The sequence below is a fragment of the Lentibacillus amyloliquefaciens genome, from assembly GCF_001307805.1.
Lineage (GTDB): Bacteria > Bacillota > Bacilli > Bacillales > Amphibacillaceae > Lentibacillus > Lentibacillus amyloliquefaciens.
This window is the reverse complement of sequence record NZ_CP013862.1, coordinates 1,053,961-1,071,332: the sequence shown is the minus strand read 5'-3', so window position 1 is coordinate 1,071,332 and position 17,372 is coordinate 1,053,961. Positions and strand designations below refer to the sequence as shown.

At 40.6% G+C, this 17,372-nt stretch carries 18 protein-coding genes, 1 pseudogene and 2 riboswitches; of the genes and pseudogenes, 7 read left to right on the top strand and 12 right to left on the bottom strand.

The genetic code is table 11. The annotated features are described in order from the left end of the window. Positions 1–50: 50 nt before the first annotated feature. Positions 51–2,015, top strand: a complete 1,965-nt coding sequence (locus AOX59_RS05340; RefSeq protein WP_068442893.1) for an LTA synthase family protein — start codon at positions 51–53, stop codon at positions 2,013–2,015. A gap of 37 nt (positions 2,016–2,052) precedes the next feature. Here the strand turns inward: AOX59_RS05340 and AOX59_RS19130 are convergent, their stop codons facing one another. Continuing rightward, positions 2,053–2,211, bottom strand: coding sequence for a DUF2759 family protein (locus tag AOX59_RS19130; RefSeq protein WP_082684132.1), 159 nt, complete (start codon positions 2,209–2,211; stop codon positions 2,053–2,055). A gap of 156 nt (positions 2,212–2,367) precedes the next feature. On the opposite strand from AOX59_RS19130, the gene AOX59_RS05335 reads away from it, so the two are divergent. Continuing rightward, complete coding sequence (locus tag AOX59_RS05335) at positions 2,368–2,991, top strand: MBL fold metallo-hydrolase (protein WP_068442889.1); 624 nt, start codon at positions 2,368–2,370, stop codon at positions 2,989–2,991. A gap of 453 nt (positions 2,992–3,444) precedes the next feature. On the opposite strand, the gene AOX59_RS05330 is transcribed toward AOX59_RS05335, so the two are convergent. The 8 genes from AOX59_RS05330 to comGA all read right to left on the bottom strand — a co-directional run bounded on the left by AOX59_RS05330 (position 3,445) and on the right by comGA (position 7,735). After that, the gene (locus tag AOX59_RS05330) at positions 3,445–3,687 is read right to left on the bottom strand and encodes a DUF2626 domain-containing protein (RefSeq protein ID WP_068442886.1); all 243 of its coding nucleotides are present in this window, start codon (positions 3,685–3,687) and stop codon (positions 3,445–3,447) included. Between the two features lie 200 nt (positions 3,688–3,887). Beyond that, positions 3,888–4,262 carry a competence type IV pilus minor pilin ComGG gene (gene comGG / locus AOX59_RS05325; RefSeq protein WP_068442883.1) on the bottom strand — a complete coding sequence of 125 codons (375 nt, stop codon included), beginning with the start codon at positions 4,260–4,262 and terminating at the stop codon, positions 3,888–3,890. Further along, complete coding sequence (locus tag AOX59_RS05320; RefSeq protein WP_068442880.1) at positions 4,234–4,680, bottom strand: competence type IV pilus minor pilin ComGF; 447 nt, start codon at positions 4,678–4,680, stop codon at positions 4,234–4,236. The genes comGG and AOX59_RS05320 overlap by 29 nt, the downstream gene beginning before the upstream one ends. Beyond that, complete coding sequence (gene comGE / locus AOX59_RS05315) at positions 4,628–4,969, bottom strand: competence type IV pilus minor pilin ComGE (protein ID WP_068442879.1); 342 nt, start codon at positions 4,967–4,969, stop codon at positions 4,628–4,630. The genes AOX59_RS05320 and comGE overlap by 53 nt, the downstream gene beginning before the upstream one ends. Further along, a complete protein-coding gene (comGD, locus tag AOX59_RS05310; RefSeq protein ID WP_068442876.1) occupies positions 4,956–5,381 on the bottom strand; it encodes a competence type IV pilus minor pilin ComGD in 426 nt (141 codons plus the stop codon). Before comGD ends, comGE begins: the two co-directional genes overlap by 14 nt. Then, complete coding sequence (comGC, locus tag AOX59_RS05305; RefSeq protein ID WP_068442873.1) at positions 5,378–5,680, bottom strand: competence type IV pilus major pilin ComGC; 303 nt, start codon at positions 5,678–5,680, stop codon at positions 5,378–5,380. The genes comGD and comGC overlap by 4 nt, the downstream gene beginning before the upstream one ends. Positions 5,681–5,706: 26 nt before the next feature. Further along, the gene (gene comGB, locus AOX59_RS05300) at positions 5,707–6,762 is read right to left on the bottom strand and encodes a competence type IV pilus assembly protein ComGB (RefSeq protein ID WP_068442871.1); all 1,056 of its coding nucleotides are present in this window, start codon (positions 6,760–6,762) and stop codon (positions 5,707–5,709) included. After that, positions 6,719–7,735, bottom strand: a complete 1,017-nt coding sequence (comGA, locus tag AOX59_RS05295) for a competence type IV pilus ATPase ComGA (protein WP_068442869.1) — start codon at positions 7,733–7,735, stop codon at positions 6,719–6,721. The genes comGB and comGA overlap by 44 nt, the downstream gene beginning before the upstream one ends. Positions 7,736–7,838: 103 nt before the next feature. Between comGA and AOX59_RS05290 the strand changes: the two genes are divergently transcribed. Beyond that, positions 7,839–8,330 carry a shikimate kinase gene (locus AOX59_RS05290; protein WP_068442866.1) on the top strand — a complete coding sequence of 164 codons (492 nt, stop codon included), beginning with the start codon at positions 7,839–7,841 and terminating at the stop codon, positions 8,328–8,330. A 55-nt stretch (positions 8,331–8,385) separates the two neighbouring features. Beyond that, positions 8,386–8,547: a YqzE family protein gene (locus AOX59_RS19125; RefSeq protein ID WP_237049374.1), complete on the top strand. Its 162-nt coding sequence runs from the start codon at positions 8,386–8,388 to the stop codon at positions 8,545–8,547. 59 nt (positions 8,548–8,606) lie between these two features. Here the strand turns inward: AOX59_RS19125 and AOX59_RS05285 are convergent, their stop codons facing one another. Both AOX59_RS05285 and AOX59_RS05280 read right to left on the bottom strand, forming a co-directional pair. Beyond that, positions 8,607–9,383: a YqhG family protein gene (locus AOX59_RS05285; protein ID WP_068442863.1), complete on the bottom strand. Its 777-nt coding sequence runs from the start codon at positions 9,381–9,383 to the stop codon at positions 8,607–8,609. Further along, positions 9,373–11,025, bottom strand: coding sequence for a DEAD/DEAH box helicase (locus AOX59_RS05280; RefSeq protein WP_068442860.1), 1,653 nt, complete (start codon positions 11,023–11,025; stop codon positions 9,373–9,375). Before AOX59_RS05280 ends, AOX59_RS05285 begins: the two co-directional genes overlap by 11 nt. A 225-nt stretch (positions 11,026–11,250) precedes the next feature. Further along, a riboswitch (glycine riboswitch) is annotated at positions 11,251–11,348 on the top strand. Between the two features lie 3 nt (positions 11,349–11,351). Beyond that, positions 11,352–11,452, top strand: a riboswitch (glycine riboswitch). 79 nt (positions 11,453–11,531) lie between these two features. Here AOX59_RS05280 and gcvT point away from each other — a divergent pair. From gcvT to gcvPB, 3 genes are read left to right on the top strand one after another with little or no spacing between them, the layout of a single operon-like run. Further along, on the top strand, positions 11,532–12,635 hold the full coding sequence (gene gcvT, locus AOX59_RS05275) for a glycine cleavage system aminomethyltransferase GcvT (protein ID WP_068442857.1): 1,104 nt from the start codon (positions 11,532–11,534) through the stop codon (positions 12,633–12,635). 21 nt (positions 12,636–12,656) lie between these two features. Further along, complete coding sequence (gene gcvPA, locus AOX59_RS05270) at positions 12,657–14,006, top strand: aminomethyl-transferring glycine dehydrogenase subunit GcvPA (RefSeq protein ID WP_068442853.1); 1,350 nt, start codon at positions 12,657–12,659, stop codon at positions 14,004–14,006. Next, positions 13,999–15,456, top strand: coding sequence for an aminomethyl-transferring glycine dehydrogenase subunit GcvPB (gene gcvPB / locus AOX59_RS05265; RefSeq protein WP_068442850.1), 1,458 nt, complete (start codon positions 13,999–14,001; stop codon positions 15,454–15,456). The genes gcvPA and gcvPB overlap by 8 nt, the downstream gene beginning before the upstream one ends. Here gcvPB and AOX59_RS05260 read toward each other — a convergent pair. Then, a pseudogene (locus tag AOX59_RS05260) lies at positions 15,350–17,154 on the bottom strand (IS1182 family transposase). The gene gcvPB and the pseudogene AOX59_RS05260 sit on opposite strands and share 107 nt — an antisense overlap. Between the last annotated feature and the right edge of the window lie 218 nt (positions 17,155–17,372).

The following is a 17,372-nucleotide window of genomic DNA, read 5'->3' as shown; positions in this document are numbered from 1 at the left end:
TTATCATTTGTCCTAAGAGACGTAAATGATTGTCCTGGGAGGAAACGAAAATGGACTTTAAAAAGTTCAGAATACCGTTGTTCATTATAGCCACCTTGTTATTTGGCATTAAAACGTATATCATCTATCGTTTTGCCTTTAATATAGAATTGGAAAATAAAATGCAGGAGTTTATTCTGTTTATTAATCCATTTGTGTCTGCATTTCTGATTTTTGCAATTAGTGTATGGTTTAAAAAGCAGCCACGCCAAATGGCATTTTTACGCTACACGGCATTGATCGGAACGGTTATTATATACTTTAATCTTGTGTTTTACCGGTCGTTTAATGACTTTATTACGATGCCGCAGTTATTCCAGGCAAGCAATATGGGCGATTTGGGTTCGAGCATCCTGACATTGATTGAGTTTTATGATGCCTTTTTCTTCCTTGATGTAGTGATTATCTGGTATTTAAGCAAGAAGAAACCGGAAATAATGACGGTAAGTTATCAAAAAAGCGGAAAAGTATTTGCACTTGCTATGTCATTTCTGTTACTTGCAGGTAATTTTTTCCTCGCAGAAATGGAACGTCCGCAATTATTCACCCGTGCATTTGACCGGGAATATCTTGTTAAAAATATCGGACTATTTAACTATCACATCTATGATGCAGCTGTACATTCCCGTGTAAAAACACAGCGGGTGTTCGCGGATGGGAATGAGCTGCCTGAAATAAAAGAATATGTTGAAGAAGAAGTGAAAAGTGATGAAAAATCATCAATACATGGTATTGCCGATGATAAAAACGTTATTTTTATCACACTTGAATCCCTGCAAAGTTTTGTCATTAACAATGAAGTGAATGGGGAAGAGATAACACCATTTTTGAACAGCCTGGTCGGTGATGAAAGCACTTATTACTTTGAAAATTTTTATCACCAGACACAGCAGGGAAAAACGTCGGATTCTGAATTTTTAATTGAAAACTCACTTTATCCCTTATCCCGCGGTGCTGTATTTTTTACACATGGCGAAAATGAGTACCACAGCATGACGGAATTTTTAGGTGAAGAAGGTTATAATTCTGCCGTCTTTCATGCTAACAACAAGAGTTTCTGGAATCGTGATCAAATGTATGAAAGTCTAGGCATTGATCATTTTTATGGAGAAGAAGCATATGAAGCGAATCAGGAAAACTCAGTTGGCTGGGGATTGAAGGACAAACCATTTTTTGAACAGTCGATCAAGTATTTGCAATCAATGGAAGAACCGTTTTATTCAAGGTTTATCACACTCACAAACCATTTTCCATTTAAACTGAGTGAAGAGGACAGTTCGATTGACAAATATGACTCTAATTCGAGTACGCTGAACAATTACTTCCCGACGGTTCGTTATATGGATGAAGCAGTTGAGCAATTTTTTAATCAATTAAAAGAAGCCGGGCTTTATGAAGACTCTGTCATTGTCATGATGGGGGATCACTATGGCATCAGTGAGAACCATAATAAAGCAATGAGCGATTATTTGAATAAAGAGGAAATTACACCATATGATCATATTCAGCTTCAGCGGGTGCCAATGTTCATTCATATCCCGGGTCATGAAGGCGGAAAAGTTATGTCGAAGGTGACGGGACAGATTGATGTAAAACCAACAATACTGAGTTTACTTGGTGTTTCGGCTGAAAATGATATCCAATTCGGTAATGACATGTTCATTGAAGATCGTAAAGGGTATATAGGTTTGCGCAACGGGGACTTTATCAGTGAAGACTATGTTTCAACCAGCGGCGTTTGTTATGACAGAGAAAGTGGTAACCCTGTAGAGACAGATAAACAACAGGATAATTCAACAGGTAATGAGTCCGTAAAAGAAGCGGTCAATCAATCTGGAAACCAGACAGAATCTCCATGCGTTCCACTTAAGCAGCAAGTTGAGAAGGAATTGGAGCTTTCAGATAAACTTATATATGGTGATTTGTTCAGATTTGTAGATTCTCCTGGAGAAAAATCCGAAGCGAACAATGAATAAGCAAATTTAAAACTGACCCTGAATTGGGTCAGTTTTATTACATATTGCCTAATTCTGTTATAATGGTGGCAACCGAAAAGAATCCGAAGACTAAAACGGTTACTGCTGAAAAGCCGAGTGCAAATAAATTTTTAATTTTAACTGAATAACTGAAACGATTGCCAGCAATGTGCAAAAAGATAAGTGCCAAAACCATTTGTAATACATCCTCCTTGTAATAATAGCACATGTAACTTGTCTGTATTGTTATGTAATCCACTATTTTCTAACTTATTTTATAGTATAAAATGAGTTTTGTCGAGATATATCCTATTGAAAGAGGCAACTATTTATAAGTGAAAGGGGAATTCCCATGAATATAAAACAAATTCCGGCCGGTCCGCTTGAGACGAATTGTTATATTATACATAATAGTGAACAAGCTTTAATCGTTGACCCCGGCGGGGATCCTGACAAGATCATTCAGTATCTGACTGATGAAAACATTGAACCAGAAGTTATTCTTTTAACACATGCACATTTTGATCATATTGGCGGTGTGAGCGAATTAAGAACATATTATAATCTTGAAGTGTATCTCCATGAGCATGAAGCATCCTGGCTGGAAAATCCTCAATATAATGGTTCATCTATGCTTCTGGGAAGTGACATTAAAACGGATGCAGCTGAGCATACATTAACCCCGGGAAAAGCCGAAATTGGCGGTTTTCCAATGGAAATTTTGCATACACCCGGTCATTCGCCGGGAAGTGTTAGTTTTGTATTTCACGAGCATGACTTTGTTGTCAGTGGTGATGTGTTATTCAATCAAGGCATCGGGAGAACAGATTTGCCGGGCGGTGATGTTGAAAAGCTGGAACGGAGCATCCGCAATTCCTTGTATCATCTCCCGGAATCTTTTACGGTATATCCCGGCCATGGTCCAGAAACCACCATAAAAAATGAAAAACGGAACAATCCTTTTTTCCGGGCTTGAATATAAAGTGAATCTTCAATCAGTGGGGGTTTTCTTTCTTCCCCCACTGATTGTTAGATGAACGAATCGGACATTCACTGGCAGTTGATCCCCTACCTAATCTTCATATCGTATACTCGGGACATTTGAGGTGGGGGGGTTACTCCCGGTTACATGCGGGATAAACAAAGTGTACTCAGAGATTTCTATCGTTAGACTTAGTCGTAATTAATATTTGCCGCAGGAGCATAATGAACCAACATAAAAGCGCAAAATAAAAATGTCAGCCATCAAGTATGGCTGACATTTAGGGGGGATGTGCTCTGCTCTTTTGTTGGTTAGGGATAAAAGTTAAGCTACTGTCTTAAGTATAAACAATGAGTTAACACTATGTCAATAGTGAAAACTAAAAAATAAAAAAAACCCTGTAAAATTTTATGTAAGCAGGGTTTTTTTATAATACTGATTAACTTATTAATGTCCGAATCCCGGTACTAGTATAAACTCGGAATACCAGGTAAATCCGACCATAAATACGGTACAATAAGCTCCGAATAAATACATATACATACGTTCAGATAATTTCAGATAGCTTACTGCCAGGAAAAATGCTGTTTGGACAAGAAAGAGCAATGCCACGTTGACCATCTCTCCAACGTAAAACATAACAGTGAATATACCTGTCCAAAAAGCAAGGACCCTAAACATCCGATCCATCTTTTTCCCCTCCTTTAGGTTACCTTATAAATGTTATTATAAACGAGCTGATGAATAATGTAAATAAAACACTCTAAACAATTGAAAGTTTTGCCACGTATGTGCAATTTCCACTGCTCGAAACATCGGTGTTTTAGTGTAATTATTGAAGATTGTACACAACTGGACGGTGCACTTAGCATAGCCGGTTATAGCTATTTTTATTCTGACTGGTAAAAAATCTGATCGTTAACAACGTGCTTAGCGCCGGAGTCTGTTTCAATCGTAAAAAGCAATCGATACTCGTGGTCGTTAAGTTTCCCGTATTCCACGAGAACATCCCCATAGGGAAAAGTGTAAGACATGGTATCATTTGTTTCAGATGCAGTTCTAATCGATTCCTTGGCCTGTGTTCGGGCCATTTGAAATAATGTTTCGATTTTGATTTGTTCTGTCTGGTTTTCTGTGATATGAATCTCATTTTGGTATAGGTGGACAGTTGAAGTAACAATAATCAATGACAGAGCTATGAAAAACAGAACATAAGGAAGGATAAAGCCTTGCTGATTAGTTATAGTAGACAATGGATTTTTCATACTGATCACCATTTATTGTTGTAATTGACGCATGCACGCCATATGAAGAAGATGTGAATGTTACATCCTGAACATCCCGCAAATAAATCTCAAAGCCATTATTGAGCCGTCGTACAATACGGTCATCAGATTTTTCCAAAGTTGCTGTTGATCCATCAGGCTGCTCCAGTGTCAGTTTGCTTGTTTCGATTGTTAAATCAGACGCTGAAATAACTTCGTCGCGCATGTAAAAGAAAAATTGCTGCACTGATAATGCATCATAATTCGAAGTGACATCCACTGCTTTAACAAGATAGACGGTAAAAGGAATCGTCGTAAAGATAATACTGATCATGAAAAGAACTGAAATAAACGTCACACCTTTTTCATTTGGCCGGATAGCCGTATATACAGAATTGTTCAGTTTTGTTTTTAACATTACGCCAATTGACACATCCTTTCATCAGCGTGCCTTCATCAGTCATACGAAATTCAGCCTTGTGTCCGTCAATCGTTTTAGAAAAATGATGGGGGAGGTTGTTATGCCCCTCCCACAAAAAAGGCTGCAATTCGTGGTGCAAGCTGTTAACCATCATTCGTTTCTGCTGTTGGCTTTCGCGCTCATTCTGCAAAAGGTTCATCGCCGGAACGAGTGTTGTAATCATCATCATGAGAAGGCTGGCAGCAACGAGTGATTCTACCAATGAAAAACCTTTATTGTTTTTCAATATAACACCGTCCTTTCCCGAGAGGGCAGATGACGTTATATTGTTCACTCAATGTATGGATAGCAAAAGTGCCGGCTTCGCGTATTGTCCCAAACTGATTGAATGCAACAGTGTTTAATGTGCGTGTATCTACTTGCCATCCAGCGGGAATAGCTCTTTTCCTTAGAATGGATTTACTTTGCTGAACGGTATAAAAACCAGGGTCATCAAAATGCAATTTGTACCTTTTTTTCGAATTAGATGACAGTGATTGCATATACAATAAATCCATCTCCAATGTTTCTATAAAAGTTTCCTCAGTTTTCTTGTCAAGCGCTGAAAATGTGAGCGGAGTACTGATAAGGATCAGCACTGATAAAACGGCCAGGACGAATTGCACCTCAATAAGGGTGAAGCCATCATAATGCTTCATTCCGGTGCCGACACCTCGCCTGAATCGATGCTTAACTCAGTGCCGTCCGGACACGTTTTTTGATCCTCTGTTATATAATCATTACTCGCTAATAGGTCCAGGCTCGGGTATTCATTTTCTTCAATAAAGTACGCGTCAGTCTGCGCTTGAACGACTGTGACAAGCGCACTGCACCCTTTGTCATAGACTTCTTCACTTTTATCGCCTAAATTAGGAACGATTAAAATAATCAGTACTGAGATGATCATTAACACGATCAGCATTTCTATCAGTGTAAAACCCTTTTGATTTTTGAACATTTTGCAACTCCTTTTTGAACAACTTTTTAGATTGTATTGATTAGCTGGAACATCGGCCACATAAGTGCCATATAAATAAAAATGATCAGACTTGCCAATATCAGAAAGAAAATCGGCTGAATGTAAGTAATTGCTTTCATAATTTTGCGGTGGATTTCTTCAGTCTGGAATTCCGCATAAATGGATAGATCTTTTTCCAGTGCTTCTTTGTCTGCATTCTTTTGAAAAATGAGTGAAATTTGGTTATCAATAAGCGGCAGGCTGGCAAGCAAGTTTGTAACGTAAATCCCTTTGGATAATTCTGAGGTCAATAAAGAGGCATAGTATGCAAGAACGGGCTGTTTTTGCTGTTTTGCCATATTTTCCAATATTTCCTTCATGGATAAGCCTGTAGTAAGCAGTGAACTGAGGTGGGAAGCAAATAGAAAGGATACTTCCATCCTTTTGTAATGCCGGTAAACAGGAAGCAGGCTATATAATTTGATGCGATTCTCAATATTTATATTTTTCTCTTGAAATCGCCATAAGAGAAAACCGGTCCCCAAAATTAAACTAAAAAGCATTAAAAAGGTTAATGTCAGATCAATGAAGGTCATCGTCAGCATAATGGTTGAAGACGTCTGGGCACTGTTTTGAAACAGATCGGTGAACGAGGGGAGAACCGACTGTTTGACAAAATAGAGAAGAACCGCAAACACGAGAAGCAATATAAGCGGATAGCGAACAGATTCCTGGAATTTTCGCATGTATTGCAACCGTTGTTCAAACATCGTTATGCACTTTGCAATACTTGTCCTGAGATCCCCGTTGCTCCGGACAAAGTACAAATAAGCTGTTATGGATTGTCTGAAATGAAGTTCATCCAAAGCTTCATCAAAATGTTTGCCTGATTTAAGTGATGCCTTCACCGAAGAGGCGGCTGATTTTAGTTGCGTGTCCCATTGTATGATTTCGAGCGCCTGGACTATTGGATACCCATTATCCATTAATCGGGATAATCGTTTCAAAAACCGTAGTTGCAGTTCTTGTTTAAGTGCATTATTCCTTGACCGATAAAAACGTATCTTCTGCCATAAAACCATATGCAAAAGCCTTCTTTCGTAAGTGATTAAATGTGTGAAAATGTGTTGTATTTCGTATTCTTTTTCCGTTAATTGTGTTCTCAAGCAAATCGCCATCCAGCAATTCCATGATTGCAGCCCGCCTGACAATATTATCGCTGATTTCCACGGGAACCAGCTGCAGTGCTGCTACCGCAATTAAGGATTGCTGCAGATATGTCTGTTTCATCCCCATCTCGAGCAAGCGATGTATTGTCCCTGCTGCGTCTTTGGCATGTAGCGTGCTTAATACTAAGTGACCTGTCAGTGAAGCATCAAATGCAAATTGTGCTGTGTACCGGTCCCTGATCTCTCCAATCATAATGATGTCAGGGTCATGCCTGAGTGCAGCCTTAAGCCCTGTCTGGTATGTTATGCCTGCTTTTTCATTGACCTGAACTTGAAGAATGTCATTAATTTCTTTTTCAATCGGGTCTTCCAGTGTTATGGTCTGATACGACTCCTCCTGCAAAATGTTTTCCAATAAAGCATATAAAGTGGTGGTTTTACCGCTTCCGGTCGGTCCGGTCAGCAGAATGATGCCGCTAGGACTTGTTATCCACTCTTTCAGCTTTTTTAATTGGCCCGGGAAAAGGAATAGTCTATCAAGCGTAAGGTTATCTTCCTGCGGGAGGATGCGGATTGCCAGGCTTTCGACATGGCTGACAGGCAGCGTGGACAGGCGTAATGCGAAATGCTGATGAAGGTGCTCATGGATGATCGTGCCATTTTGGGGTTTGCGGACTTCACCTATATCCATTCCTGATGTAAACTTGAAGTACGTCAGTAATAATTGATATTGGTTTGTTGAAATGGTCTGATGAAGCTTTCTTTTTCCATACACACGGAAGTAAATGTTGACGTGATCGGAGAAAGGGTAGAAGTGAATATCCGAAGCATTGATGTTGACAGCAGACTTGAGAAGTTTATCCGAGAGTCTTGAAGCTGTGTTCAATCATGTGTCACCTCCTTATAAGTGATTATATTCGACATATTTCATCAAACTCCTTCTTTTTTTTAGAAATAATTTTAAAAAATTTTTAAGGCAGGTTAAAAACGTGAAAACACTTTATTTAATTGGATTTATGGGAAGCGGGAAGAGCACGGTGGGGCAACTGCTGCATCATGATACAGGGGCATCATACCTGGATACAGATCAGATGGTTGTTGAAAAGTATGGCGAAATAGCAGCTATCTTTCAGCGGGAAGGCGAACTTCAATTTCGTCATTATGAAACTGACGTGCTAAAGCAGGTTCCTGAGAAAGATTATATTGTTTCGACCGGCGGCGGAATCGTGGAGCGGAAAGAAAACATGGCGTTTTTGAAAGACCGCGGTTTTGTGATATATCTGGACACATCATTTGCTGAGATTACACAAAGGTTGGGCAATGACACGTCGCGGCCTTTATGGGGTAAAGCTGAACCGGACAAAAAAGAATTGTACCAACGCCGGCGTGAACGGTATTTAGAAGTGGCCGATATGACGATAGCCACAGACGGTAAAACGCCACAAGAGATTACAGCAGAAATTCTTCATCGTTTAGATTAAAATCGAATAATATAAGACAAGCTGGATAGAATACCTAACAAATACAACAGGTTAGGTGATTCATATTTCCTTTAATGACTATGTCAAGTATATAACACAGCAGATTACATCCTATATTGACACCCCGTCTGATGAAAAAAAGACTCGTCGTTTAAAAAGCAAAGATGAAGCGACCGCCTATTCCAGCAAATGGCTGGGGGTAGTCCCTTTATATTAAAAGCATCAAAAAGGAATACAAACTGACAGGGCCCGTGAGAATACGGGCTCATTTTTTTATCACGCATTCTCTGCTAAATAAAAAAGGCCGCCATTAATGACTTTAAAATTAATATATGGAGAGTATCGCTTTTTAATTTCATCGACTTCTTTTTGCATTTCTTTTTCTTCAGCATTTTCCCTGTAAAAATGCCTCAGTAAATCGATTTCTTCTTCCATTGTTTTTTGTGATATGGAAGCCCAATCGTGATCCTGATCATCCACATAACTTTCAAGTACCTTTTCAATCCGTTTCAATCCGCTATGCAGTTTAATCATTGGTGAAATGGTATAACAGTAATCGGAAATCGTGTTTTGCATCGTTTTATGCTGCAATTCTTCCATCATTTCCAGCTGCATTACGCCGTTGACAAGGTGGAGCCCGATTGAAACCATTTCATCTCTTTTTTGTCTGCCCTGGTAGCTGATTTTAATATTCGCAACCAGCCACGGAAAAAGCGCCTGTTTTTTGTCTGTTTCAATCCGCTCAAAAAGTTTCGTGTATGTTTCATGTTCATGGAGGTGATTGACAATTTGATGGAGCCGCGGACTGCCATAATGGATCCATTCATGCTTTCCGTCACGCTTCTTGGGATTTGTAATCAGTGTCAGCTGTTTTGGATCACCAGGGTGCCCCATCTTTTTAATATAATGCCAGTAGAAAGGCCGATTCATTAGCTCGCGATCCATTTCTTCAGTCAGCTGGACGGTTATCATACCGTTTTGGCTATATACTATTTCACAGTGATGGGCAGTAAAGTAATCGTGCAAAAAGGTGTGCAAATCATTAATTGCCATAATATTCCTCCTGTTCGTCTTGTTGATTTGTCAGGTTAATAACAGAAGAGAGGTTATCCAACTTTATTTTGGCCTCACCGGTTGATGCTGAGGTGGAAAATATAGACTGGATTTCGGATTCAATATCGTTAATATTCAATTCAGCAAGGATGCTGTCCAAATGGCCGATAACTTGTTCAAATAAATTAATTTTTTCATATAATAGTGTCATAATATGCTCTTCAACTGTTCCTCGGATAGCCATATTATAAATATGCACATCATTTTTCTGACCATATCTGTGAACCCTGCCGATGCGCTGTTCAAGACGCATCGGGTTCCACGGGAGATCGTAGTTAATTAAATAGTTGCAGAACTGCAGATTGATCCCCTCCCCGCCGGCTTCGGTTGCGATCAGCACCTGAGCCTTGTGTTCAAACAACTGTTTCATCCAGTCTTTTTTGCCTTTTTTAAAGCCCCCTCTGTATGGTACAGATAAAATGCCATTTTCTTTCAGATACCATTGCAAGTATACTTGTGTCGCTCGGTATTCGGTAAAGATAATCACTTTTTCATCACCGAATTGTTTAATCAATTCAACAACTTTAGCAGCTTTCACATGCTGGGGGAGATGCTCGATCTCTTCAGTTATCGGTTCAATGACGTTTTCTTTTGATTCATTCATCATCTTTTTAAGTGACAGATAACAAGCTTCTCGTGATGAACAGAGTTCTCTGAGCAGTGTGATTTTTGAAAAGGCAGGGAAAGTATCAGCTGTATTATTTAATTGATCATAAACGTTCCTTTCTTCATGGCTGAAATCAAGCCAGACTGTTTCAATGTTTCGCTTAATGGCATCAAACTGCGTATTTTGTCGTGTGTTACGAATCATCACTTTTTGAATCAGCTGTTTTAAGTAGGCATCATCCTTCAGATTTTTACGGTTTTTTCCATATTGTTTTAAAAAGGAATCATAGTCGCCAAGATGCCCCGGTTTTAAAATGGAAACCAGATTAAATATTTCGACAAGCCGATTTTGGACGGGAGTTGCTGTTAGCAGCAGGCAATATTTTTTCTTCAAAGATTTCACAAACGCGAAATTTTTTGTTTTATGGTTTTTCAGTTTATGCGCTTCATCAACAAGAAGCAGATCATAATCCTGCTCAAGTATTTGTTCACGATGGGGCGAGCGTTTGGCGGTATCAATGGAAGTGATGATCACATCATATTGATCCCATGGATAGCTCTTCCGGAATGTCACAGCCGGAATATAAAATTTTTCATTGAGCTCTCTTGCCCATTGATTGACCAATGAGGCCGGAACAATAATCAATGCTTTTTTCACTAGCCCTCTTAACATGTATTCTTTTAAAATGAGACCAGCTTCTATTGTTTTGCCAAGACCGACTTCATCGGCTAAAATTACCCGTCCGTTCATTTCTTCTATCGCTTGCCTTGCGCTGGATATTTGGTGATCCATAAAATCCATCTCCGGCAAATATTCCAATGCTTTTAATCCTTCGAATGATGGTGTCATGGTTGTTAGTGCTGCCTGATAATTCATTTGAAAAAGTTTCCATGAAGAAAAAGGCCCCTCTGTTTGGAGACTGTCTTCAAACTCATGAATAAATGTGGTATCTTTTTGAATATCGATTTGACTCATTGTATACTCCTTTGTATCAAAGTAATCATTATATGTGCGTGTTCAAAAAGGAGGATAAAAAGACCGAGAAGTTCAACGAAGGAATTCGGAGTGTCATTTTTACCGGACTTTTTAAATAACATCTTATATTTCCTTTTTGTATTGTTCATATGATATAATGGAAGTAACATAGACGATTTTAGATTCATACATAGTATAACCAAAACAATGAATATCATAATGCGAATGATTGCAAGGGGAGAGTTTACTGCAGGTAAAAGCAGTAACGCCGAAGGAGCAAGCGACGTTGTGAATCTCTCAGGCAAAATGACTCTTGCAGGACGCACCTCTGGAGAGTGTTTACACAGTAAACCACCCACGAAGCAAGCACTTTTTCTGTAATGAATCCGATTGCAAAAGTGTGCAACTTTCTGGTTGAAGGACAGAGATTCCCTTGTATGAGGGAGTCTCTATTTTTATGGCTGAGAAGCCTAAGTAAACAATTTCTTCAAAAAGGAGATGGAAGTATGAGCGATTTAAAACGCACACCGATTTTCCCTGAATATAAACAATGGGGAGGCAAAACTGTCGATTTCGGCGGATGGGAGTTACCCGTTCAATTCAGCGGGGTTAAACATGAACACGAAACAACAAGAACAAAGGCGGGCTTATTTGACGTATCCCATATGGGGGAAATTATGGTCCAAGGTCCTGACAGCCTGGTATTTCTGCAAAAGATGGTTACAAACGATATCTCTAAAATGACACCGAAACGCGCAAAGTATACGTTTATGTGTTATGAAGATGGCGGGACAATAGATGATTTCATCGTTTATATGCTGGATACAGATAAATACTTGCTCGTTGTTAACGCAGCAAATACTGACAAAGACTTTGCATGGCTGAATGAACATAAGGAAGGCAAAGTTGATATTGAAAATATAACAGCGGACTACGCACAGCTGGCATTGCAGGGTCCGCTTGCAGAAAAAATTCTGCAGCGCTTGACTGATACGCCCTTAAATGAAATCAAACCCTTCCGTTTTGAAAGTCCTGTCTATTTTTCCGGTGCAGATACTTCCGCCATTGTCTCACGAACAGGTTATACCGGAGAAGATGGTTTTGAGATTTACTTTGATGCTGAAAAAGGCCGGGAGCTTTGGAACCTGATACTTGAAACAGGTAAGGATGACGGCGTTGAACCGATTGGCCTCGGTGCACGGGATACACTGCGCTTTGAAGCTAAATTGCCATTATATGGCCAGGAAATTTCTGAGACAATTTCGCCTGTAGAAGCAGGAATGAAATTTGCTGTCAAAGTGGATAAGGAACAGGATTTTATTGGAAAAGCAGCGCTAAAAGAGCAAGTGGAAAACGGCACCGAGCGGAAACTTGCCGGCATTGAAATGATTGATAAAGGTATACCGCGTACGGACTATAAAGTTTTCGCAGGAGAAACAGAGGCAGGTTTTGTGACAACCGGCACGCAGTCTCCGACATTAGAAAAAAATATTGGTCTGGCAATCCTGGACAGTAAATATGCTGATTTGGGAACCGAACTCCATGTGCAAGTACGGAAACGACTATTAAAGGCCGTTGTTATTGAAACACCATTTTATAAACGGAAGTAAAAAAGGGGAGGAGATGTTTAAATGGAATTTCGTTATTTGCCAATGACTGAATCAGATAAACAGGAAATGCTCGCTGCCATCGGCGTTGAATCGACCGAGGAACTGTTTTCGGACATTCCGGAAAGTGTACGGTTCAAACAGGAATTAAACCTGAAAAAACCGGCAAATGAATCAGCATTAATGCAAGAATTGTCAACAATGGCCGGAAAAAATGCCAACTTGAAGGAATATACCTCCTTCTTGGGCGCCGGTGTCTATGACCACTATATTCCGTCTGTTGTTGACCATGTGATCTCACGCTCAGAATTTTATACGGCTTATACGCCGTATCAGCCGGAAGTTTCACAAGGTGAACTGCAGGCTATTTTTGAGTTTCAAACGATGATTTGCGAACTGACAGGCATGGAAGTTGCAAACTCTTCTATGTACGATGGCGGCACAGCTCTGGCTGAAGCCGTTACCCTCAGCGCCGGTCAGACAAAACGAAAAAAAATCATTGTATCAAAAACCGTTCATCCTGAATCACGCGCAGTCATTCACACCTATGCTAAAGGTCAAAACCTTGAGGTCGTTGAAATTGACCATCATCATGGCACAACTGATCTGGAGCAGTTAGAAAATGAACTGGACGAGGAAACGGCAAGTGTCGTCATTCAGTATCCCAACTTTTTTGGTCAGATTGAACCGATGAACGATGTGAATGAATTAATTCAAAAACAGAAAAAGACAATGTTCCTTGTCTCGAGCAATCCGTTGGCGCTGGGATATTTGACACCCCCAGGCGATTTTGGCGCTGATATTGTTGCGGGAGACACGCAGGTGTTCGGGATTCCGGCACAATTCGGCGGGCCGCATTGTGGCTATTTTGCGACAACGGATAAATTAAAACGTAAAGTACCCGGCAGACTTGTCGGACAGACAACTGATGAAAACGGTGAGCGCGGTTTTGTACTGACATTACAGGCGAGAGAGCAGCATATCAGACGTGATAAAGCGACATCCAACATCTGTTCCAATCAGGCGTTAAATGCTTTGGCCAGTTCAGTCGCCATGAGTTCAATCGGCAAACATGGCCTCCGGAAAATGGCTGCATTAAATATGCAAAAAGCACGCTATGCCAAACAGAAGCTGGAAGAGAAGGCAATATCCGTTTCCTTTAGCGGACCATTTTTCAATGAATTAGTGATTGAACTTTCAGAAAATGTAACAAAGATTAATGAAAAATTGTTAGATGAGGGCATAATTGGCGGTTATGATCTGTCATTGTATTATCCGGAATTGAAAGGACATATGTTAGTTGCCGTCACTGAAAACCGTTCAAAAAATGAGATAGATAAATTTGTTAAAGAATTGGGGGATATTAATGGCTAAGACAGATTTTCCGTTAATTTTCGAACGCGGTAAAGATGGCAGGACGAGCTATAGCTTGCCGGAGATGGATGTTCCGGAAATAAATCTGGAGGACGAATTTGATGATGCTTATATCCGGCGTGAAGCACCTGGACTGCCTGAAGTCAGCGAATTGGATATCATGCGTCATTATACAGGACTGTCGAACCGTAACTATGGTGTTGATTCCGGATTTTATCCGCTTGGCTCCTGTACCATGAAGTATAACCCAAAAATAAATGAAGATGTTGCACGATTGGCCGGTTTCAGTCATATCCATCCCTATCAGGATCCGAAAACGGTGCAGGGCGCGATGGAAGTAATGCATGACCTGCAAACCTCACTCAGTGAAATCACAGGTATGCATGATTTTTCTCTTCAATCGGCAGCCGGTGCACAAGGTGAGTGGAGCGGCCTGATGATGATCCGTGCATTCCATGAGAAAAATGGCGAGTTTAACCGGACGAAAGTGATTGTTCCTGACTCTGCCCATGGGACAAACCCGGCATCTGTCACTGTTGCCGGATTTGACGCCGTTACGGTTAAGACAAATGAGAACGGCTTAGTGGATATTGAAGATTTAAAACGTGTTGTTGATGAGGAAACAGCAGCATTGATGCTGACAAATCCGAATACTCTCGGGCTGTTTGAAACCGAAATAATGGAAATGGCAGAAATTGTTCATGGAGCAGGCGGAAAACTTTATTATGACGGAGCGAATCTTAATGCCATTATGGGCTATGTACGTCCGGGGGATATGGGTTTTGATGTTGTTCATTTAAATCTGCACAAAACATTCACAGGACCGCACGGTGGCGGTGGCCCTGGATCAGGACCGGTCGGTGTAACTGAAGAGTTTGAATCCTTTTTGCCAAAACCGGTTCTATCGAAAAATGATGACGAATTCGTATTTGATTATGACCGTCCGAATTCAATCGGTCGGATAAAGCCATACTATGGCAACTTCGGTATTTATTTGAGGGCTTATACCTATATCCGTACTATGGGAGCAGAAGGCCTTAAGAAAGTAAGTGAATACGCGGTCTTGAATGCAAATTATTTGATGCGCAAACTGGAGCAGGAGTATGCACTGCCATATCAGCAGCATTGTAAGCATGAATTTGTTATATCGGGTAAACACCAGAAGCAGCTGGGTGTCCGCACATTGGATATTGCTAAGCGTCTTCTTGATTACGGTTACCATCCGCCGACAATTTACTTCCCGTTAAATGTGGAAGAGGCTATGATGACCGAGCCTACTGAAACCGAATCAAAAGAAACATTGGATGGTTTCATTGAAGCAATGCTTGCCATTTCGAATGAGGCTAAAGATGATCCTGAACTCGTTCAGGAGGCGCCGCACGAAACAATCGTAAGACGTATGGATGAAGCAACGGCTGCCCGGAAACCGATTTTGCGTTTTCAGTCATAAAATAACGGAATAGCAAAAATGAGGCTGGGACATAACTAGCCAAAAATGACTTAAAAAAGGTTCCAATCATCAGTTTTTGATGGTTGGAACCTTTTTGATTTAAATGGTTGTTATTATCTAAGGTAGGATTTGTCTTTTTGGCGGTGTACTTTCTCAAGTTCACCGCCATGAATGCAAATCCTAATTCATTTTTCACTTTCTCCTGCCCCCTGACTGAGAAACGCGGGAAACGCAAATTAGCCTTCAGAAATCCGAAGACTGGCTCCACATCGATTTTACGTACCCGTAAACTTCGCCAGTTTCTTCTTCCGAAAGCTGTTGTCTTGTGTAGGCTTTTTGGCTTTCCCACTTCGCGTTATAATAAATTTTCCGGTTATTCCCTTCCTTCGCTTTGGTGCATTGGGAACGCAGTGGGCACCCTGAACAGTCCTCACACTCGTAAACTCTGAAGGTCCGTGTATAGCCGTACCGGTCTGTTCGTTGGGATAGGTAACGGAATGTTACTTTTTGGTCATTCGGGCAGATAAAATAATCGTTTTCCGTGTTATATTCCCAATTGGCGGAATGGAAAGGGTTATTTCTGTATTTCTTTTTCTTTTCTTTCCGGTATTGGTTGTATGTAATCAGGGGCGTGCGTTCCCGGTTCTCGAGGACGTCTTCGTAATTTTGTTCACTGCCATAACCTGCGTCAGCCACAATATACTTAGGCAGCTCAAAGTAACCTTCCTCAATATGATCCAGGAAAGGAACGAAAGTACGTGTGTCCGTCGGGTTTGGGAATACATCGTAAGCGAGCGCGTATTGACCCTCTGTCGCAAGCTGCACATTATAACCTGCTTTCAGCTGGCCGTTCCTCATATGGTCATCTTTCATGCGCATAAACGTGGCATCATGGTCTGTCTTGGAGTAACTGTTGCGTTCCCCGAAAATTTTCATGTCCTGCTTATATTTCTGTTTGCGCACGACAAAGTCCCTGAACCGTTTGCGGTATTGTTTCGGTGCTTTACGTTCGGAACGAAGCTGTTTCCGTTCGCTTCCTTTTTCACGTGCCTCAATCTCTTTGTCATACGCTTCGACTTTCTCATCCAGTTTCTCAGCTATTTGCCTGAGTTCATCGGTGGATAATTCGTCCTCGCTTTCCCGTTCAATCTCCGGGATAATTTCGTTTTCCAGCAATTCATCATACATTTGATTAGACTTCTCCACCAATTTGGCGCTGTGTTTCTCTATCGCTTTCCGCCAAACAAATGTGTATTTATTGGCATTCGCTTCAACCTTGGTCCCATCGATGAAAATCGCTTCTTCATCAATCTGTTTTTCCTGTACAAGCTGGCAGCGGAATTGGACGAAGCATTGACGCAATAACTCTTTAACCTCTGGATGCACACGAAATCGATTGATGGTGCGATACGTTGGTTCATATCCCTGAGCCAGCCACATCATACGGACATTGTCATGTAGTAATCCTTCGATCTTTCTGCCGGAGAAAACAGATTGCGTGTAAGCACATAAAATAATCTTCATCATCATGCGCGGATGATAAGCTGGGTAGCCTGTTTCGCGCCGGAAACCTGTGAAGGCATCATCCGGGATAGTTTCCACGACGTCATTGACGGCATAGGCAATATCATTTTCCTCTATTTTTATTTCTAAATCTAAAGGCAAAACCACTTGATTCATGTTATAATGTTTAAACATAAGGATCCCTCCGATGGTTATTGTGTGGTTACTTTAATTTTATCAGAGGCGATCCTTTTTGTTTACTAAAAATTAACGATAATATAAAAAAAGCGTGGTACATTACCTAATCGATAAGTACCACGCTTTTTCAATTTTACTGGGTTTTGTCCCAGCCTCATTTGTTATATGCTTTAAGAGGTTGTTCAAAAAGTCCGGTAAAAATGACACTTCGGTGT